Source organism: Bacillus spizizenii TU-B-10, assembly GCF_000227465.1.
Taxonomy (GTDB): Bacteria; Bacillota; Bacilli; order Bacillales; family Bacillaceae; genus Bacillus; species Bacillus spizizenii.
In genome coordinates this window covers 95,293-114,932 of the sequence record NC_016047.1, presented here as the reverse complement: position 1 = coordinate 114,932, position 19,640 = coordinate 95,293, and the positions used below count along the sequence as shown (strand labels likewise).

12 protein-coding genes, 9 tRNA genes, 4 rRNA genes and 1 other annotated feature are annotated in these 19,640 nt (G+C 45.7%); all 25 genes read right to left on the bottom strand.

The annotated features are described in order from the left end of the window. Nucleotides 1-3: 3 nt before the first annotated feature. Complete coding sequence (gene cysS / locus GYO_RS22185) at nt 4-1,404, bottom strand: cysteine--tRNA ligase (RefSeq protein ID WP_014112339.1); 1,401 nt, start codon at nt 1,402-1,404, stop codon at nt 4-6. Then, on the bottom strand, nt 1,401-2,054 hold the full coding sequence (gene cysE, locus GYO_RS22180; RefSeq protein WP_014112338.1) for a serine O-acetyltransferase: 654 nt from the start codon (nt 2,052-2,054) through the stop codon (nt 1,401-1,403). The genes cysS and cysE overlap by 4 nt, the downstream gene beginning before the upstream one ends. Nucleotides 2,055-2,124: 70 nt before the next feature. After that, nucleotides 2,125-2,355 (bottom strand) — a binding site (T-box leader). Nucleotides 2,356-2,357: 2 nt separating this feature from the next. Further along, the gene (gltX, locus tag GYO_RS22170; protein ID WP_014112335.1) at nt 2,358-3,809 is read right to left on the bottom strand and encodes a glutamate--tRNA ligase; all 1,452 of its coding nucleotides are present in this window, start codon (nt 3,807-3,809) and stop codon (nt 2,358-2,360) included. 90 nt (nt 3,810-3,899) lie between these two features. After that, nucleotides 3,900-4,376, bottom strand: a complete 477-nt coding sequence (gene ispF / locus GYO_RS22165) for a 2-C-methyl-D-erythritol 2,4-cyclodiphosphate synthase (RefSeq protein ID WP_014112334.1) — start codon at nt 4,374-4,376, stop codon at nt 3,900-3,902. Continuing rightward, on the bottom strand, nt 4,369-5,067 hold the full coding sequence (gene ispD / locus GYO_RS22160; RefSeq protein ID WP_014112333.1) for a 2-C-methyl-D-erythritol 4-phosphate cytidylyltransferase: 699 nt from the start codon (nt 5,065-5,067) through the stop codon (nt 4,369-4,371). The genes ispF and ispD overlap by 8 nt, the downstream gene beginning before the upstream one ends. A 13-nt stretch (nt 5,068-5,080) precedes the next feature. After that, nucleotides 5,081-6,181 (bottom strand): PIN/TRAM domain-containing protein, encoded by a 1,101-nt coding sequence (locus GYO_RS22155; RefSeq protein WP_014112332.1) that lies wholly within the window; start codon nt 6,179-6,181, stop codon nt 5,081-5,083. Between the two features lie 114 nt (nt 6,182-6,295). After that, nucleotides 6,296-7,378 (bottom strand): DNA integrity scanning diadenylate cyclase DisA, encoded by a 1,083-nt coding sequence (disA, locus tag GYO_RS22150; protein WP_014112331.1) that lies wholly within the window; start codon nt 7,376-7,378, stop codon nt 6,296-6,298. 3 nt (nt 7,379-7,381) lie between these two features. Continuing rightward, entirely contained in the window at nt 7,382-8,758 is a 1,377-nt protein-coding gene (radA, locus tag GYO_RS22145) for a DNA repair protein RadA (protein ID WP_014112330.1), read from the bottom strand. A gap of 91 nt (nt 8,759-8,849) precedes the next feature. Then, on the bottom strand, nt 8,850-11,282 hold the full coding sequence (gene clpC / locus GYO_RS22140; RefSeq protein ID WP_003225731.1) for an ATP-dependent protease ATP-binding subunit ClpC: 2,433 nt from the start codon (nt 11,280-11,282) through the stop codon (nt 8,850-8,852). Continuing rightward, nucleotides 11,279-12,370 (bottom strand): protein-arginine kinase McsB, encoded by a 1,092-nt coding sequence (mcsB, locus tag GYO_RS22135; protein WP_014112329.1) that lies wholly within the window; start codon nt 12,368-12,370, stop codon nt 11,279-11,281. The genes clpC and mcsB overlap by 4 nt, the downstream gene beginning before the upstream one ends. Further along, entirely contained in the window at nt 12,370-12,927 is a 558-nt protein-coding gene (mcsA, locus tag GYO_RS22130) for a protein-arginine kinase activator protein McsA (protein WP_014112328.1), read from the bottom strand. The genes mcsB and mcsA overlap by 1 nt, the downstream gene beginning before the upstream one ends. 13 nt (nt 12,928-12,940) lie before the next feature. Next, nucleotides 12,941-13,405, bottom strand: coding sequence for a transcriptional regulator CtsR (gene ctsR, locus GYO_RS22125; protein WP_014112327.1), 465 nt, complete (start codon nt 13,403-13,405; stop codon nt 12,941-12,943). Between the two features lie 245 nt (nt 13,406-13,650). Further along, nucleotides 13,651-13,766: ribosomal RNA gene (gene rrf, locus GYO_RS22115) — 5S ribosomal RNA — on the bottom strand. 54 nt (nt 13,767-13,820) lie between these two features. Next, nucleotides 13,821-16,748, bottom strand: a 23S ribosomal RNA gene (locus GYO_RS22110). Between the two features lie 169 nt (nt 16,749-16,917). Then, nucleotides 16,918-18,467: ribosomal RNA gene (locus tag GYO_RS22105) — 16S ribosomal RNA — on the bottom strand. A gap of 173 nt (nt 18,468-18,640) precedes the next feature. After that, a tRNA-Ala gene (locus GYO_RS22100) sits at nt 18,641-18,716 on the bottom strand. A 7-nt stretch (nt 18,717-18,723) separates the two neighbouring features. Then, nucleotides 18,724-18,800, bottom strand: a tRNA-Pro gene (locus GYO_RS22095). A gap of 26 nt (nt 18,801-18,826) precedes the next feature. Further along, nucleotides 18,827-18,903 (bottom strand) — tRNA-Arg (locus tag GYO_RS22090). 9 nt (nt 18,904-18,912) lie between these two features. Continuing rightward, nucleotides 18,913-18,998: transfer RNA gene (locus GYO_RS22085), tRNA-Leu, on the bottom strand. Nucleotides 18,999-19,012: 14 nt separating this feature from the next. Next, nucleotides 19,013-19,087: transfer RNA gene (locus GYO_RS22080), tRNA-Gly, on the bottom strand. 40 nt (nt 19,088-19,127) lie between these two features. Continuing rightward, nucleotides 19,128-19,210 (bottom strand) — tRNA-Leu (locus GYO_RS22075). A gap of 6 nt (nt 19,211-19,216) precedes the next feature. After that, nucleotides 19,217-19,292, bottom strand: a tRNA-Lys gene (locus GYO_RS22070). Between the two features lie 37 nt (nt 19,293-19,329). Next, a tRNA-Thr gene (locus GYO_RS22065) sits at nt 19,330-19,405 on the bottom strand. Nucleotides 19,406-19,409: 4 nt separating this feature from the next. Next, a tRNA-Val gene (locus GYO_RS22060) sits at nt 19,410-19,485 on the bottom strand. Between the two features lie 22 nt (nt 19,486-19,507). Further along, a 5S ribosomal RNA gene (gene rrf, locus GYO_RS22055) occupies nt 19,508-19,623 on the bottom strand. Together the 16S, 23S and 5S rRNA genes with 9 tRNA genes alongside form the textbook arrangement of a ribosomal RNA operon. Between the last annotated feature and the right edge of the window lie 17 nt (nt 19,624-19,640).

Sequence of the window (19,640 nt, the reverse complement as noted above, 5' to 3'; positions counted from 1 at the left end):
CCGTTATTCTCCCCGTTTCCAGCGAGTGCCTTGAGCCGTATCTTCAAGAATGATATTCATGCTTTTCAGCTGGTCGCGGATCTGATCTGACAGTGCAAAATCGCGATTTCGGCGCGCTTCATTTCTTTTTTCGATTAAGTCTTCAATCTCTTGATCGAGAAGTTCCTGCTCGCCCAATGAAAAACCGAGGACAGATACAATGCGGTCAAACATGCCGATAAACGCCGTAATCACATGATCAGCCGTATGATCTTTCTGAAGATAATAATTGGCATGCTTCGCTAAGTCGAACAAGACAGAGATGGCATTCGCCGTATTAAAATCATCGTCCATCGCCTCTTCGAATGCTTTGCGGTGTTCTTCAACTTTCTCAAGCCATTGATCGTCATCTTCCGTTAAATTCGTACTGCTGTTCAGACGGTGCTGAAGGTTGCTGTACGCTGTTTTCAAACGATTAAATGCGCTTTTCGTATTCTCCAGAAGCTCTTCTGAATAGTTAATCGGGTGGCGATAATGAACAGATAGCATAAAGAATCTCAAAAGCTGCGGATCATGCTGTTTAATGATGTCATGCACAAGCACAAAGTTGCCCAGTGATTTTGACATTTTTTCATTATCAATATTGATATAGCCATTATGGAGCCAGTACTTCGCAAACGTTTTTCCTGTCAGTGCCTCAGATTGCGCAATTTCGTTTTCATGGTGAGGGAATGTTAAATCCTGTCCGCCCGCATGGATATCAATCTGGTCACCCAGATACTTTTTCACCATCGCTGAGCATTCAATGTGCCAGCCCGGACGGCCTTTTCCCCAAGGGCTATCCCAAGAGATTTCTCCTTCTTTCGCCGCTTTCCACAGCGCGAAATCAAGAGCATCTTCTTTTTTCTCGCCGACCCGGATGCGTGCACCTGATCTCAGTTCATCAATAGATTGCTGAGAAAGCTTTCCGTATCCTTCAAATGCTCTTGTTTTGAAATAAACGTCACCTTCTGATTCATAAGCGTATCCCTTTTTCACGAGCTGATCTACGAATTCGATAATCGCATCCATGTTTTCCATCACTCGCGGATGAAGGTCGGCTTTTCGGCAGCCGAGCGCACCTACATCTTCAAAGTATGCTTTAATAAAACGCTCTGAAATGGTAGGTACGTCCTCACCGAGTTCATTTGCCGCTTTAATTAATTTATCGTCTACGTCTGTAAAGTTAGAGACATACTGCACATCATAGCCTTTATACTCCAGATAGTTTCGAACCGTATCGTATACGATAGCCGGACGAGCGTTTCCGATGTGAATGTAATTGTAAACCGTCGGTCCGCACACGTACATTTTCACTTTTCCCTCTTCAAGAGGAACGAATGTTTCCTTCTGTCTAGTCAATGTATTATAAAGAGTGATTGTCATTTTTGATTGATCCTTTCTTTTCTGTCTTCAAGTTCTGCCTTCAGCTCTAAAATCTGGTGTTCCAAAGACTTAAAGCGATCAGCAACCGGATCGGGCAAATCCTGATGGTTTAAATCGCGTCTTACTTTCTTGCCATTTTGTACAACGACCCGTCCAGGGATGCCGACAACTGTTGAAAAATCAGGAACATCGTGCAGCACGACTGAACCAGCTCCAATCTTTGAGCCTTCACCGACAGTAATTGAACCGAGCACTTTAGCACCTGTGGCTATCAATGCGTCATCTTTAATCGTTGGGTGCCTTTTTCCCTTTTCTTTCCCCGTTCCCCCGAGGGTAACCCCCTGAAAAACGGTTACGTTATTGCCGATTTCACATGTCTCCCCAATGACAACCCCCATACCGTGGTCTATGAAAAATCTTCTCCCGATAGTAGCGCCGGGGTGGATTTCGATCCCGGTAAAAAATCGGCTTACCTGAGATATAAGGCGTGCAAGGAAATAAAATTTTCGTTTATATAAAGCATGTGCAATCCGATGCGCCCATATAGCATGTAAACCGGAATAAGTTAAAATCACTTCAAAATAGCTTCTTGCTGCAGGATCTTGATCGAACACTGTATCAATGTCTTCTTTGAGCATTCTAAAAAACACATGCTTCCCCCCACTTCTCTATCTGATTTCCTCTTCACCCAATAAAAAAAGCGCCTCTGCATGAAAACATGACAGAGACGCTTTAACCGCGCGGTTCCACTCTGTTTGAAAAGCAGACTTCTGCTCTCCCAACTTCAGCCTGTAACGGCGGCGGCCGCCTTTGAATACTGATTTCGAAAAATGTTCTTCAAAGGTCTTAAGGGCGCACTTCTAAAACCCGGCTCATGGATCTCTCTCAGCCAATGAAGATCCTTTCTGTAAAGGCCTAAAGCTTTATACTCTTCCCTGTCAACAATCATTTATTTAGATATTTTTCAAACGCTGAATTGCAGTTTCTTTACCGATCAATTCAATTGATTGCGGCAGTTCCGGACCGTGAGTTTGCCCTGTTACGGCAACACGGATCGGCATAAACAGTTTTTTCCCTTTATGGCCAGTTTCTTTCTGCACTGCTTTGATTGATGCTTTAATGTTATCCGGAGTGAACTCCTCAAGCTCTTCAAGCTTCGCAGCGAATGTGCTGAGCACTTCAGGAACCTGTTCCTCTTCCAGAACAGCTTTTGCTTCTTGATTATACTCGATCTCATCCGTAAAGAACAAATCAGTCAACTCAACAATTTCCGCACCGTAGCTTAATTGCTCATGATACAGGGAAATCAGTTTACGAACCCATTCTTGTTCTTCAGCAGAAAGCTCAGTGCCAACTTTGCCAGCTTTTTGCAAATGCGGAAGCGTCAGTTCAATAACCTGATCAAGATCCAGCTTCTTCACGTATTGATTGTTAACCCATTTTAGCTTATGCATATCAAACAAAGCTGGTGATTTAGATAAACGGTTTACATCAAAAATGTCAATAAACTGTTCTTTTGTGAATAGCTCTTCTTCCCCAACCGGTGACCAGCCAAGCAGGCCGATAAAGTTGAACAGCGCTTCCGGCAAGTAGCCAAGCTCTTTATACTGCTCGATGAATTGAATAATGGACTCATCGCGTTTGCTGAGCTTTTTACGGCTTTCATTTACGATCAGCGTCATGTGTCCGAACTGAGGAATATCCCATCCGAATGCTTGATAAATCATAATCTGTTTCGGTGTGTTAGAAATATGATCCTCACCGCGCAGCACGTGTGTCATTTTCATTAAATAGTCATCAATAGCTACTGCGAAGTTGTAAGTCGGCGTTCCGTCCTTTTTCACAATAACAAAGTCGCCAATGCCATCTGATTCGAAAGAAATTTCGCCTTTTACGATATCGTTGAAGGCAATGACTTTTCCTTCCGGCACGCGGAAACGAATACTTGGCTTTCTGCCTTCAGCAATAAATTTTTCCTGTTCTTCCTGAGACAGATTTCTGTGTTTTCCGGAATAACGCGGCATTTCTCCGCGGGCTATCTGTTCTTCACGCTCTTTTTCAAGCTCTTCTTCCGTACAGTAACATTTATAAGCAAGCCCTTTTTCAAGAAGCTCTTCATAGTACACTTTATAGATATCGTTACGCTCTGACTGACGGTATGGGCCGTACTCACCGCCGACATCCACACTCTCATCCCAGTCAATACCAAGCCATCTCAAATAATTCAGCTGGCTTTGTTCTCCGCCCTCAATATTGCGCTTTTTATCAGTGTCCTCAACACGAATAATAAACTTACCGCCTTGATTGCGGGCAAATAAATAATTAAAAAGCGCCGTTCTGGCATTTCCAATATGCAAATGTCCGGTTGGACTCGGTGCATAACGGACGCGTACTTCGTTTCCCATTTTCAAATACTTCCTTTCATGTCATGTATGGCCTCAGGCAAAAATGTATGAATCTATTCTACCACCAAATAGACCCAGCATCAAAGCAAGTTAGCCTTTTTGTATCAGTACTGTCGCTTGAGCCGCTATTCCTTCCGCTCGGCCTGTAAATCCAAGCTTTTCTGTTGTTGTTGCTTTTACATTTACTTGAGAAACGTCCGCCTCAAGCCCTTCAGCGATTCTTTGTCTCATATCTTCTATGTACGGCAGCATCTTTGGCTTCTGTGCAATGATGGTGCAGTCAATGTTTCCAAGAACATACCCCTTCTGTTTCACGATCCCCCAGACATGCTGAAGTAATTTGAAAGAATCTGCGTCCTTGAACTCGGGATCAGTATCAGGAAAATGCTTGCCGATGTCGCCTTCTCCAATAGCTCCGAGGCAGGCGTCAGCGACGGTATGCAACAATACGTCTGCATCAGAATGGCCGAGCAGCCCTTTTTCATACGGGATTTCAATTCCGCCAATAATAAGAGGGCGCCCCTCCACTAATTGATGCACATCAAATCCTTGTCCAATTCTAAACATGATTATTCCTACTTTCTGATTCCATGATAGCTTCAGCTGACGTTAAATCGTCTGGCGTCGTCAGCTTAATATTTGTATAGCTGCCTTCTACAACGCGGACCGAACCGCCTTCCATCTCTTCAACGAGGCTGGCGTCATCCGTCCCTAAAAATCCCTTATACTCCGCCTCAGCGTGGGCCTTCATCAATAAAGAAAGACGAAAAGCTTGTGGCGTTTGGACAGCCCACAAGCTTGAACGTTCAATCGTCTCACTGACTTGTAAATCTTGAACGCGTTTAATCGTATCTTTTACCGGGACAGCGAGGATGGCCGCTCCTGTCTGTTCCGCTTCAGCGATCAGTTCGTCAATTTGTTCATGCTTTATAAAAGGCCGGGCGCCGTCGTGAACAAGGACTATCTTTTCTTGTTTCACGGCTTTCAGCCCTTTATAAACACTGTGCTGACGCTCATCTCCGCCAGCCACAAGCTCAATAGCGGTTTGAAACGGATAATCGGCCAGCAATTGCTGAAAGTGCTCCCGCTCGCGCTCATTAATCACCAAAATGATTTTTTCGCACGGCCGGTGGCTGTCAAACACTCTTAACGTGTGAATGATCACCGGGTCTCCTTTCAGCTCAATGAACAGCTTATTTCTCCCTGCCTTCATCCGTTTTCCCTGTCCGGCTGCAGGAATCACCACATCATAACTCATTGTTTTTCTCCCTTTACAGCGCCTTCTCCAACAGCTTGGGCTTAGCAAAAATCATTCGTCCCGCTGCTGTTTGCAGCACACTTGTAACGAGTACATCAATATGCTTGCCGATATAATTGCGTCCTTCTTCAACAACAATCATCGTACCGTCATCCAAGTAGGCAACTCCCTGATTATGCTCTTTCCCGTCCTTAATGACCTGAACATTCATTTCCTCGCCAGGAAGCACAACAGGCTTGACCGCATTGGCAAGGTCATTAATGTTTAGTACTGCTACCTTCTGAAGCTCGCATACTTTATTTAAATTAAAATCATTCGTCACGACGACCCCGGATGTCAGCTTAGCGAGTTTGACGAGCTTGCTGTCAACCTCCTGAATATCTTCAAAGTCGCCTTCATAAATTTCAACTTCAATGTCTAATTCTTTCTGAATGCGGTTCAGGATATCGAGACCGCGTCGTCCTCTGTTTCGTTTTAAAACATCTGAAGAATCAGCAATATGCTGCAATTCCTCAAGGACAAACTGCGGAATCACGATAACTCCCTCTAAAAACCCAGTCTGACAAATATCTGCTATTCTCCCATCAATAATAACACTTGTGTCCAAAATTTTCAGCTTCTTGTCCTGAACCTCATGTTCTTCATCGGCTGTTCCTTTTTTCTTTTGCATTCTGGCGGAAATAGAAAACAGGCTGATCAATTCATCCTTTTTCTTAAAGCCCACCTGGAAACCGAGATAACCAAGGAAGAACGCTAAAAACACAGGGATGATTGTGCTGAATATGCGGTAAGGTATATTGTCTAAAGGAATAACATTTACGATAAGATAAGCGATTATAAGTCCAAAAACCAGGCCAAGACTTCCAAATAACAAATCTGGAACCGGCGCTTTTAACAATGAATCCTCTATCCACTTCACCCAGTTCACAACGTATTCTGTACCCCATATACTGATGAGAAAAAAGATAATTGCTCCTATTGCCGCAGACGTATATGCGTTTGTTATTAAAGGTATGTCCTGTATACTTAACAGTACAAACAATTCAGGTATTAAAAATATACCAACAACGCCGCCAAAGATAATGAAGAACGCCTGAACTATTCGTTTTAACATACCCCCACCTCCTTTTTTAACATTTTATTTCACAAAGTTTTATGCATCCTACGAATATCAGAATAAACAAAAACCAACATTAATATACCCGTATTCATAAGGTTTTAACCGAAATCACAGCTGTCTGTCTAAATAATGCTTCTCTTGCAGGCGTTTTAATCCTTTTTTGATTTTTTGGGCTCGTACTTCACCGATTCCCTCAACTTCATCTAATTCTTCTGCACTCGCCTCAATAATCCTTGGTAGGACTCCAAATGCTTCTACAACATTTTCAACAATCGGCATCGGAAGACGCGGTATCTTATTTAACAGCCTGTATCCTCTAGGCAATACATAATCGTCAAGATTTGTAGAAGCCGGATAACCGAGCAGCTTATACACAATGGAATCATCCAGCAGATCATAACTGGACATATCCTGCAGCTCTTTCAAGAGAACAAACGGATCTTTAATCTTTTCTTTCACATAATCCTTAATAAATAAAGCAGCCTCTTCTTCCATATCCGTAATCAATTCAATGACTTGCAGCTTAATCAGATGTCCTTCTGTCCCCAGCTCTTTGATATACATGTTGATTTCGTTTTTGATTCTCAGCACCATTTCATAACGATGCATGACAGACAAGACATCACTGAAGGTAACAAGCTCCTCAAACTCTAATGCATTCAGTGCGTTAATCGTTTTGTCGAGGATTGTCTTATATTTTTCAAGTGTTTGTATAGCTTGGTTCGCTTTGGTTAAAATAAATCCTATGTCTTTTAGTGTATACTTCATGTTTTCCTGATATAACGTTATAACATTTCTTCTTTCAGAAATAGCGATCACGAGGCAGCCAGTTTGCTTAGCTACTCTTTCGGCAGTACGGTGCCGCATTCCTGTTTCTGACGAAGAAATTGTGGCATCTGGCATCAGCTGAGTATTGGCGTAGAGGATCTTTTGACCTGAATCACTTAAAATGATCGCTCCATCCATTTTAGCCAGCTCATATAAATGAGCCGGAGAAAAAGCCGTGTTTATGTGAAAGCCGCCGTCCACCACTTCTTTTACTTTATCATTATATCCAACAACAATCAGACCGCCTGTATTTGCTCTCAAGACGTTTTCCATCCCTGCTCTGAGCGGTGTACCCGGAGCAACAAACTGCAATATAGATGACAAGTCTAACTCTTGTTTCGCCCCTTTTTTCTCTTTTTCCATCTATTATCCTCCTAATGAAGTACGAAGCGCCTCTGCAACATTTGCTACTCCGATAACCTCAATCCCTTTTGGTTTTGTCCATCCATCCAGATTTGCCGCGGGTATGATCATTCGTTTAAAACCGAGCTTAGCCGCTTCTTTCACACGCTGTTCAATTCTTGAAACCCGCCGAACTTCTCCGGTTAATCCCACTTCTCCTATAAAACAATCTGCAGGATTTGGAGGTGTATCTTTAAAGCTGGACGCGATGCTGATCGCAATGGCAAGATCAATTGCAGGTTCATCAAGCTTTACGCCGCCGGCCACTTTCAAATAAGCATCCTGATTTTGCAGCAGCAGCCCAACTCTTTTTTCTAACACGGCCATTAACAGAGAAACCCTGTTATGGTCTATTCCTGTTGCCATACGCCGCGGATTGCCAAAGCTTGTTGGCGAGATGAGCGCCTGGATTTCAACGAGAATCGGTCTTGTGCCCTCCATAGAAGCAGTTATGCTTGAGCCTGCGGATCCCGCTGAGCGTTCTTCCAAGAAAATTTCTGAAGGGTTCAAAACTTCAGTGAGCCCCTCTTCGCGCATTTCGAAAATGCCCATTTCATTTGTAGAACCAAAACGGTTTTTTACAGCCCGCAAAATACGGAAAGTATGGTGACGTTCCCCTTCAAAATATAAAACAGTGTCAACCATATGCTCCAACAGTCTCGGCCCTGCAATAGACCCTTCTTTCGTCACGTGCCCTACGATAAAAATCGGAATGCCTTTTGTTTTTGCAATTTTCATCAGCTCAGCGGTACATTCTCTGACCTGTGACACACTGCCCGGAGCCGATGTAATGTCACTTTGGTAAACCGTTTGAATAGAGTCTACAACGACAAACGCTGGATTCATCTCTTGTATAGCAGACGAAATATACTCCATATCGGTTTCAGATAAAACATGCAGTGACGGACTATTAATGCCAAGACGATCTGCTCTCAGTTTCGTTTGCTTTACCGATTCTTCTCCCGAAATGTACAGCACACTGTTCGATGAATCTGATAATTGAGCGGAAACCTGCAGTAATAACGTTGACTTTCCGATACCAGGATCGCCGCCGATTAAAACGAGTGAGCCTTTGACGACGCCCCCGCCGAGCACCCTGTTAAACTCGCCAAGCTGAGTTTTAACCCGGGGTTCTTCTGATGTTTCGATTGATGTAATAGGTGAAGGTTTCTGTACAGTTTGAACTGAATGAGAAAAAGCCGCTCTCCGATTGGCCGGCGCTTTTTTTATCATTTCTTCCACCATAGTATTCCAAGCACCGCAGCCCGGACATTTCCCCATCCATTTTGGAGACTCGTAACCGCAGGATTGGCAGATGAATTTCGATTTTGTTTTAGCCATATATAGTGTAAGACCTCTCCCTTGCTCTATTTCTTGATATGAAAGTGAGGCATACACTTACATGCTGTATGCCTCATTTTCGTCTTCTATATTAATTCGTTTTAGCAGTCGTTTTTACGACAAATTCGCCGTCTTCTACATCGAGAACGATATGCTGTCCTTTATGAATATTTCCTCGGAGGAGTTCTTCAGATAAACGGTCCTCGACATGTTTTTGGATAGCTCTTCTTAACGGACGGGCACCGTATTCCAAGTCAACGCCCTCTTCCGCGACTTTCGCTTTTGCAGCATCGGTCAATTCGATAGAAAGATCCTGTTCTTTCAGGCGTTTTGTTAATTGATCAGACATCAATGACACGATTTCAGTGAGATGTTTTTTCTCAAGTGAATGGAAGACAATGATTTCATCAATCCGGTTGATAAACTCCGGTCTGAACGCACGTTTCAATTCACCCATCACTTTATCTTTCATGTCTTTATGATTTTGCGTCTCATCCTGAACGTTAAAGCCGACATATTTATTGCGTTTCAGCTCACTTGCTCCGACGTTTGACGTCATAATCAGAATGGTATTACGGAAATCGACTGTACGTCCCTTAGAATCAGTCAATCGTCCGTCTTCAAGAACTTGCAGGAGGATATTGAAGACATCAGGGTGCGCTTTCTCAATCTCATCAAGAAGCACGACAGAGTAAGGTTTTCTTCTGACTTTCTCTGTTAATTGGCCGCCTTCATCGTATCCCACATATCCCGGAGGTGAACCGACAAGTCTTGAAGTTGAGTGTTTTTCCATGTATTCAGACATATCAATTCTGATCATGGCTTCCTCATCACCGAAAATGGATTCAGCAAGTGCTCGCGCAAGCTCTGTTTTACCAACACCTGTAGGGCCTAAGAAAATGAATGAGCCGATTGGGCGTTTAGGATCTTTTAATCCTGCTCTTGCACGTCTAACTGCTTTTGCAACAGCTACAACTGCTTCATCCTGGCCAATGACACGGGAGTGAAGAATGCTTTCCATATTGAGAAGCTTATCTGTTTCAGTTTGGGCGATTTTAGATACAGGCACCCCAGTCCAGCTGGATACAACCATCGCAATATCATCAACAGTAACCTCTGAGTTTTCCTGCCCTTGCTTCTCTTTCCATGATTTCTTCGTATCCTCTACTTGCTCGCGCAGGCGCTGCTCAGTATCACGCAAGGAAGCTGCTTTTTCAAACTCTTGGCTTTGCACTGCCGCATCCTTCTCTTTACGAACCTCATCAAGCTTCTGTTCAAGCTCCTTTAAGTTAGGAGGCGTTGTAAAGGAGCGCAGTCTCACCTTTGAACCCGCTTCATCGATTAAGTCAATTGCTTTATCCGGAAGGAAACGGTCAGAAATATATCTGTCAGAAAGCTTAACCGCAGCTTCAATGGCATCATCTGTAATTGATACTCGGTGATGAGCTTCATATCGGTCACGCAAGCCTTTTAAAATTTGAATACTTTCATCTGCAGACGGCTGATCAACCTGTATCGGCTGAAAACGGCGTTCCAACGCTGCATCTTTTTCAATATATTTACGGTACTCATCAAGAGTCGTCGCTCCAATACATTGAAGTTCACCGCGAGCAAGTGAAGGTTTTAAAATGTTAGATGCGTCAATGGCACCTTCTGCTCCGCCCGCTCCGATTAATGTATGAAGCTCATCGATGAATAGAATGATGTTTCCTGCCTGGCGAATTTCATCCATGACTTTTTTCAGGCGATCCTCAAATTCACCGCGGTATTTTGTGCCGGCAACAACTGTTCCCATGTCTAATGTCATCACGCGTTTATCGCGCAAGATTTCAGGAACTTCGTTATTGATAATTTGCTGTGCCAAACCTTCTGCGATAGCCGTTTTACCTACACCTGGTTCACCAATGAGAACAGGGTTGTTTTTCGTTCTGCGGCTTAACACTTCGATCACACGCTGAATTTCCTTGCTTCTTCCGATTACAGGATCAAGGCTGTCTTCCTTCGCAATAGCAGTTAAGTCTCTTGCCAAGCTGTCAAGCGTAGGCGTATTCGCATTGCTGTTTGTTCCTGTCGCTGATGATCCTGTTTCATTGCTTCCAAGAAGCTGTAGCACCTGCTGTCTTGCTTTATTTAAGCTGACACCGAGGTTATTCAGCACTCTCGCAGCAACACCTTCACCTTCGCGAATCAGACCAAGAAGAATATGTTCTGTCCCGACATAAGAATGCCCGAGTTTTCTTGCCTCATCCATTGAAAGCTCAATGACTTTCTTAGCTCTAGGAGTGTAATGAATCGTTTGAGACATTTCCTGCCCGCGACCGATCAAACTTTCAACTTCTTTTTGAATTTTATCTGAACCAAGCCCAAGCGCTTGTAGAGCTTTAGCAGCAATCCCTTCTCCTTCTCGTACCAGTCCTAATAAAATATGCTCAGTGCCAATGTTATTATGACCTAAACGGAGTGCTTCTTCCTGTGCAAGCGCCAGTACTTTTTGAGCTCGTTCTGTAAATCTTCCAAACATCATATCGATTCATCCTCCTGTCTTTTCCCATTCATTTCTAAGTGAAGCCGTTCTCTGATGAGAGCCGCTCTTCGAATGTCCCTTTCGTTCGGACGCAAAGCGCCTCCCGAGTACTGCTGTAAAAATCCTGGCTGTGTCAAAATCATTAGTTCATTAAGTATGTTGCTTGAAAGCCCTTTAATAATGCCTAGATCTATGCCTAACCGGACATCTGAAAGGCACTTTGCAGTTTCTTTCGATTCTATCATCCGGCAATTGGACAAGACCCCATAAGACCGATATACCTTATCCTCAAGTTCAATTTTAGAGGTTTGGTAAAGCGCTTCTCGGGCAGATCGTTCTTGTTCAATCAGCTGGGCAGCAACACTGTTAAGGTCATCCACAATATCCTGCTCTGACTTACCAAGCGTGATCTGATTTGAAATTTGAAAGATATTTCCTACTGCTTCGCTGCCTTCCCCATAAATTCCTCTAACAACTAAGCCTAATTGATTAATTGCCGGTATAATTCGATTTATTTGCCTAGTTAAAACCAGTGCCGGCAGATGCATCATGACTGAAGCCCTTAAACCCGTACCTACATTTGTAGGACAGCTGGTTAAGTACCCTCTTTGCTCATTAAATGCATAATCAACTTTTTCTTCAATCCAGTCATCGATCTGGTTTGCGGCTTTCATTGCCTCTAAAAGCTGAAATCCAGGAAAAAGACACTGAATTCTAATATGATCCTCTTCATTTAGCATGACGCTTACTTCTTCATTTTCAGAAAGCAAACAGCCGCCAAAAGGAGACTCTGTCAGATTCGGACTGATGAGATGTTTTTCAACAAGTACACGCTTTTCTAAAGGCTGTGCATCATTCATTCTGATCAAAACGAATTTTCCGATTCCAGGAATTTCTTGTTCTGAAAACTGATCTTCAAATTGCTGTATGATGGATGAGGCTTCTTCATTGGAATACCGCGTAGGGAACCTTATATGTTCAAAGTTCCTTGCTAAACGTATGCGGCTGCTGAGTACAATGTCACTTTCAGGTCCTTTCTGCTTCATCCAACTGCTTAGTGCGTCCTGAATAAAATGCTTTAGCGACATTACCCCTGTTCCTCCTCACTATCTTTACTTTTGAGTGATTGTTCTAATGAACGAATTTGATCTCTCACATGAGCTGCGTTCTCAAATTCTTCTTGATGGATTAAGGATTCTAATTCTTTTTTCAGCATGTCAATCTGCCGTCTGACATGGAGATTGCCGCCTATACGTTTCGGTATTTTCCCAGCATGCACAGTGTTTCCGCTGTGCACTTTACGTAAGATAGGTGTAATGTTGCTATGAAATGTTTTATAACATTCAGAACATCCAAAACGGCCGATTTTTCTAAATTGCTGAAAAGTCATTCCGCATTTTGGACAAGCTGATATTTGCTCCGAGTGACTGAACATTTGAGTTCCTGCATTCTGGAATGAAGAATCCATGTTCAGCAAACCCGAAAGTAAATTATGAATAGAGAAACCTTGATTTGCACTTATACCGTATGAATCACTATTTTCTTTGGCACATTGTTCACAAATATGAACTTCTATTTTTTCTCCGTTAACAACCTTTGTAAAGTGAAAAGTGGCTGGTCTCTCGTGGCACTCTTGACAAATCAATCTTTTCACCCGCTTATTTTAATTTTAAAGAAGTCAGCATAGCCTTCATCATTCTCGCTCTTAATTCATCACGTTCAGGCAAGTCAATGTGTAAAACCGAGCGGTCCATCACGCTGATCATCATTTTTGCTTCTCTTTCTGAAATCACCTTGTCTTCTAATAGCCTTAAAATAATGTCATCAGAGGCTGCTTGAGACAAATGGGTATTAATTTGAGAAATAATATTATTAATCAGGACAACTTCATTGTTCATTTTAATTTTAATGATTCTGATGTAACCGCCGCCCCCGCGTTTGCTCTCAACAATATATCCTCTTTCGCTTGTAAATCTGGTGTTGATGACATAATTTATTTGGGAAGGAACGCATTGAAATTTATCTGCAATTTCACTTCGTTTAATCTCTAAAATTTCCTTGCCATTTTGATCTAACACTCGTTTTAAATATTGTTCAATGATGTCAGAAATATTATGTCCCACTCAACCCCCTCCTTTACTGACTTTGACTATATTTGACTTTAATCTTACTATAAGGCGTTTCTCGAGAATTTTCAACTTTCTCGCTCTATCCTTTATTATTTCCATTTTCCCGACCCATAAAACCTGATTGGCGATTTAAAATTCAGTGTAAAATTATTATATTATACAATTAAAAGAAATTTTATGATACTAATAAACCAGAATACAAAAAAGGGCAGCTCATATGAGCTGCCCTTTTTTCAATTGCTTGGCGGCGTCCTACTCTCACAGGGGGAAACCCCCGACTACCATCGGCGCTGAAGAGCTTAACTTCCGTGTTCGGTATGGGAACGGGTGTGACCTCTTCGCTATCGCCACCAAACAAATTGAGAGTGTTCTCTCAAAACTAGATAACAGGTGTGACATCATTCAAAATGTGGTTAAGTCCTCGATCGATTAGTATCTGTCAGCTCCATGTGTCGCCACACTTCCACCTCAGACCTATCAACCTGATCATCTTTCAGGGATCTTACTTCCTTGCGGAATGGGAAATCTCATCTTGAGGGGGGCTTCATGCTTAGATGCTTTCAGCACTTATCCCGTCCGCACATAGCTACCCAGCGATGCCCTTGGCAGAACAACTGGTACACCAGCGGTGCGTCCATCCCGGTCCTCTCGTACTAAGGACAGCTCCTCTCAAATTTCCTGCGCCCGCGACGGATAGGGACCGAACTGTCTCACGACGTTCTGAACCCAGCTCGCGTACCGCTTTAATGGGCGAACAGCCCAACCCTTGGGACCGACTACAGCCCCAGGATGCGATGAGCCGACATCGAGGTGCCAAACCTCCCCGTCGATGTGGACTCTTGGGGGAGATAAGCCTGTTATCCCCGGGGTAGCTTTTATCCGTTGAGCGATGGCCCTTCCATGCGGAACCACCGGATCACTAAGCCCGACTTTCGTCCCTGCTCGACTTGTAGGTCTCGCAGTCAAGCTCCCTTGTGCCTTTACACTCTGCGAATGATTTCCAACCATTCTGAGGGAACCTTTGGGCGCCTCCGTTACCTTTTAGGAGGCGACCGCCCCAGTCAAACTGCCCACCTGACACTGTCTCCCCGCCCGATAAGGGCGGCGGGTTAGAAGGTCAATACAGCCAGGGTAGTATCCCACCGATGCCTCCACCGAAGCTAGCGCTCCGGTTTCCAAGGCTCCTACCTATCCTGTACAAGCTGTACCAACATTCAATATCAGGCTGCAGTAAAGCTCCACGGGGTCTTTCCGTCCTGTCGCGGGTAACCTGCATCTTCACAGGTACTATAATTTCACCGAGTCTCTCGTTGAGACAGTGCCCAGATCGTTGCGCCTTTCGTGCGGGTCGGAACTTACCCGACAAGGAATTTCGCTACCTTAGGACCGTTATAGTTACGGCCGCCGTTTACTGGGGCTTCAATTCGCACCTTCGCTTACGCTAAGCGCTCCTCTTAACCTTCCAGCACCGGGCAGGCGTCAGCCCCTATACTTCGCCTTACGGCTTCGCAGAGACCTGTGTTTTTGCTAAACAGTCGCCTGGGCCTATTCACTGCGGCTCTCTCGGGCTTGCACCCTAACAGAGCACCCCTTCTCCCGAAGTTACGGGGTCATTTTGCCGAGTTCCTTAACGAGAGTTCTCTCGATCACCTTAGGATTCTCTCCTCGCCTACCTGTGTCGGTTTGCGGTACGGGCACCTCTCACCTCGCTAGAGGCTTTTCTTGGCAGTGTGGAATCAGGAACTTCGCTACTAAATTTCGCTCGCCATCACAGCTCAGCCTTATGGGAAACGGATTTGCCTATTTCCCAGCCTAACTGCTTGGACGCGGATATCCAATACCGCGCTTACCCTATCCTCCTGCGTCCCCCCATTGCTCAAATGGTGAGGAGGTGGTACAGGAATATCAACCTGTTGTCCATCGCCTACGCCTTTCGGCCTCGGCTTAGGTCCCGACTAACCCTGAGCGGACGAGCCTTCCTCAGGAAACCTTAGGCATTCGGTGGAGGGGATTCTCACCCCTCTTTCGCTACTCATACCGGCATTCTCACTTCTAAGCGCTCCACCAGTCCTTCCGGTCTGGCTTCACAGCCCTTAGAACGCTCTCCTACCACTGTTCGAAGAACAGTCCGCAGCTTCGGTGATACGTTTAGCCCCGGTACATTTTCGGCGCAGAGTCACTCGACCAGTGAGCTATTACGCACTCTTTAAATGGTGGCTGCTTCTAAGCCAACATCCTGGTTGTCTAAGCAACTCCACATCCTTTTCCACTTAACGTATACTTTGGGACCTTAGCTGGCGGTCTGGGCTGTTTCCCTTTCGACTACGGATCTTATCACTCGCAGTCTGACTCCCAAGGATAAGTCATTGGCATTCGGAGTTTGACTGAATTCGGTAACCCGGTAGGGGCCCCTAGTCCAATCAGTGCTCTACCTCCAAGACTCTTACCTTGAGGCTAGCCCTAAAGCTATTTCGGAGAGAACCAGCTATCTCCAGGTTCGATTGGCATTTCACCCCTACCCACACCTCATCCCCGCACTTTTCAACGTGCGTGGGTTCGGGCCTCCATTCAGTGTTACCTGAACTTCACCCTGGACATGGGTAGATCACCTGGTTTCGGGTCTACGACCACGTACTCATGCGCCCTATTCAGACTCGCTTTCGCTGCGGCTCCGCATCTTCTGCTTAACCTTGCACGGGATCGTAACTCGCCGGTTCATTCTACAAAAGGCACGCCATCACCCGTTAACGGGCTCTGACTACTTGTAGGCACACGGTTTCAGGATCTCTTTCACTCCCCTTCCGGGGTGCTTTTCACCTTTCCCTCACGGTACTGGTTCACTATCGGTCACTAGGGAGTATTTAGCCTTGGGAGATGGTCCTCCCGGATTCCGACGGAATTTCACGTGTTCCGCCGTACTCAGGATCCACTCAGGAGAGAACGAAGTTTTGACTACAGGGCTGTTACCTTCTATGGCGGGCCTTTCCAGACCTCTTCATCTACCTCGTTCTTTTGTAACTCCGTACAGAGTGTCCTACAACCCCAAGAGGCAAGCCTCTTGGTTTGGGCTAATCCCGTTTCGCTCGCCGCTACTCAGGGAATCGCATTTGCTTTCTCTTCCTCCGGGTACTTAGATGTTTCAGTTCCCCGGGTCTGCCTTCTCATATCCTATGAATTCAGATATGGATACCACTCCATTACGAGTGGTGGGTTTCCCCATTCGGAAATCTCCGGATCAAAGCTTGCTTACAGCTCCCCGAAGCATATCGGTGTTCGTCCCGTCCTTCATCGGCTCCTAGTGCCAAGGCATCCACCGTGCGCCCTTTCTAACTTAACCGTTAAAAAGAATCACTATGTGATATCTTGTCTTACTAATTGAATGTGATGTCTACTGTTATCTAGTTTTCAAAGAACACGTTTCGAAGGAATGATCCTTCAAAACTAAACAAGACAGGGAACGTTCTGTTTATAAGACCCAAGGTCTTATATTCCGTAAATATCCTTAGAAAGGAGGTGATCCAGCCGCACCTTCCGATACGGCTACCTTGTTACGACTTCACCCCAATCATCTGTCCCACCTTCGGCGGCTGGCTCCTAAAAGGTTACCTCACCGACTTCGGGTGTTACAAACTCTCGTGGTGTGACGGGCGGTGTGTACAAGGCCCGGGAACGTATTCACCGCGGCATGCTGATCCGCGATTACTAGCGATTCCAGCTTCACGCAGTCGAGTTGCAGACTGCGATCCGAACTGAGAACAGATTTGTGGGATTGGCTTAACCTCGCGGTTTCGCTGCCCTTTGTTCTGTCCATTGTAGCACGTGTGTAGCCCAGGTCATAAGGGGCATGATGATTTGACGTCATCCCCACCTTCCTCCGGTTTGTCACCGGCAGTCACCTTAGAGTGCCCAACTGAATGCTGGCAACTAAGATCAAGGGTTGCGCTCGTTGCGGGACTTAACCCAACATCTCACGACACGAGCTGACGACAACCATGCACCACCTGTCACTCTGCCCCCGAAGGGGACGTCCTATCTCTAGGATTGTCAGAGGATGTCAATACCTGGTAAGGTTCTTCGCGTTGCTTCGAATTAAACCACATGCTCCACCGCTTGTGCGGGCCCCCGTCAATTCCTTTGAGTTTCAGTCTTGCGACCGTACTCCCCAGGCGGAGTGCTTAATGCGTTAGCTGCAGCACTAAGGGGCGGAAACCCCCTAACACTTAGCACTCATCGTTTACGGCGTGGACTACCAGGGTATCTAATCCTGTTCGCTCCCCACGCTTTCGCTCCTCAGCGTCAGTTACAGACCAGAGAGTCGCCTTCGCCACTGGTGTTCCTCCACATCTCTACGCATTTCACCGCTACACGTGGAATTCCACTCTCCTCTTCTGCACTCAAGTTCCCCAGTTTCCAATGACCCTCCCCGGTTGAGCCGGGGGCTTTCACATCAGACTTAAGAAACCGCCTGCGAGCCCTTTACGCCCAATAATTCCGGACAACGCTTGCCACCTACGTATTACCGCGGCTGCTGGCACGTAGTTAGCCGTGGCTTTCTGGTTAGGTACCGTCAAGGTACCGCCCTATTCGAACGCTACTTGTTCTTCCCTAACAACAGAGCTTTACGATCCGAAAACCTTCATCACTCACGCGGCGTTGCTCCGTCAGACTTTCGTCCATTGCGGAAGATTCCCTACTGCTGCCTCCCGTAGGAGTCTGGGCCGTGTCTCAGTCCCAGTGTGGCCGATCACCCTCTCAGGTCGGCTACGCATCGTTGCCTTGGTGAGCCATTACCTCACCAACTAGCTAATGCGCCGCGGGTCCATCTGTAAGTGGTAGCCGAAGCCACCTTTTATGTTTGAACCATGCGGTTCAAACAAGCATCCGGTATTAGCCCCGGTTTCCCGGAGTTATCCCAGTCTTACAGGCAGGTTACCCACGTGTTACTCACCCGTCCGCCGCTAACATCAGGGAGCAAGCTCCCATCTGTCCGCTCGACTTGCATGTATTAGGCACGCCGCCAGCGTTCGTCCTGAGCCAGGATCAAACTCTCCGATAAAGTAGTTTGACTGACTACGCACATCGCTGTGCGATTTTATAAAACATGAATTAACAGGTACGTTTTGTCTTGTTTAGTTTTCAAAGATCATTTCGTTTGTTCGCTTTGTTAAAGCAACTTTATTAGTATACGATGCTGCTTCTTCAAAGTCAACAACTTTTTTAAAAAACTTTTGGTGGAGCCTAGCGGGATCGAACCGCTGACCTCCTGCGTGCAAAGCAGGCGCTCTCCCAGCTGAGCTAAGGCCCCATGAAAATGGTCGGGAAGACAGGATTCGAACCTGCGACCCCATGGTCCCAAACCATGTGCTCTACCAAGCTGAGCTACTTCCCGATTTCCTAACTATTCTATTAGAATAATGGCGCGCCCGAGAGGAGTCGAACCCCTAACCTTTTGATCCGTAGTCAAACGCTCTATCCAATTGAGCTACGGGCGCAAAACTTAATGCCGAGGGCCGGACTTGAACCGGCACGGTAGTCACCTACCGCAGGATTTTAAGTCCTGTGTGTCTGCCAATTCCACCACCCCGGCGTGGATGGTATGGTTGGAGCGGAAGACGGGATTCGAACCCGCGACCCCCACCTTGGCAAGGTGGTGTTCTACCACTGAACTACTTCCGCAGACAGGATGTCCAGTTTTTATAACTGTTATCCTATATAATGCGGGTGAAGGGACTTGAACCCCCACGTCATAAAGACACTAGATCCTAAGTCTAGCGCGTCTGCCAATTCCGCCACACCCGCGTAAAATGGTGAGCCATGAAGGACTCGAACCTTCGACCCTCTGATTAAAAGTCAGATGCTCTACCAACTGAGCTAATGGCTCTTCTTACAAGAGACTTGAGTATTATACCATATAAAAGTGGTGCCGGCAAGAGGACTTGAACCCCCAACCTACTGATTACAAGTCAGTTGCTCTACCAATTGAGCTACACCGGCAAAATGGTGGAGGATGACGGGCTCGAACCGCCGACCCTCTGCTTGTAAGGCAGATGCTCTCCCAGCTGAGCTAATCCTCCATAACTGCACTAGCGTGCAATTGCTTGGCGGCGTCCTACTCTCACAGGGGGAAACCCCCGACTACCATCGGCGCTGAAGAGCTTAACTTCCGTGTTCGGTATGGGAACGGGTGTGACCTCTTCGCTATCGCCACCAAACAAATTGAGAGTGTTCT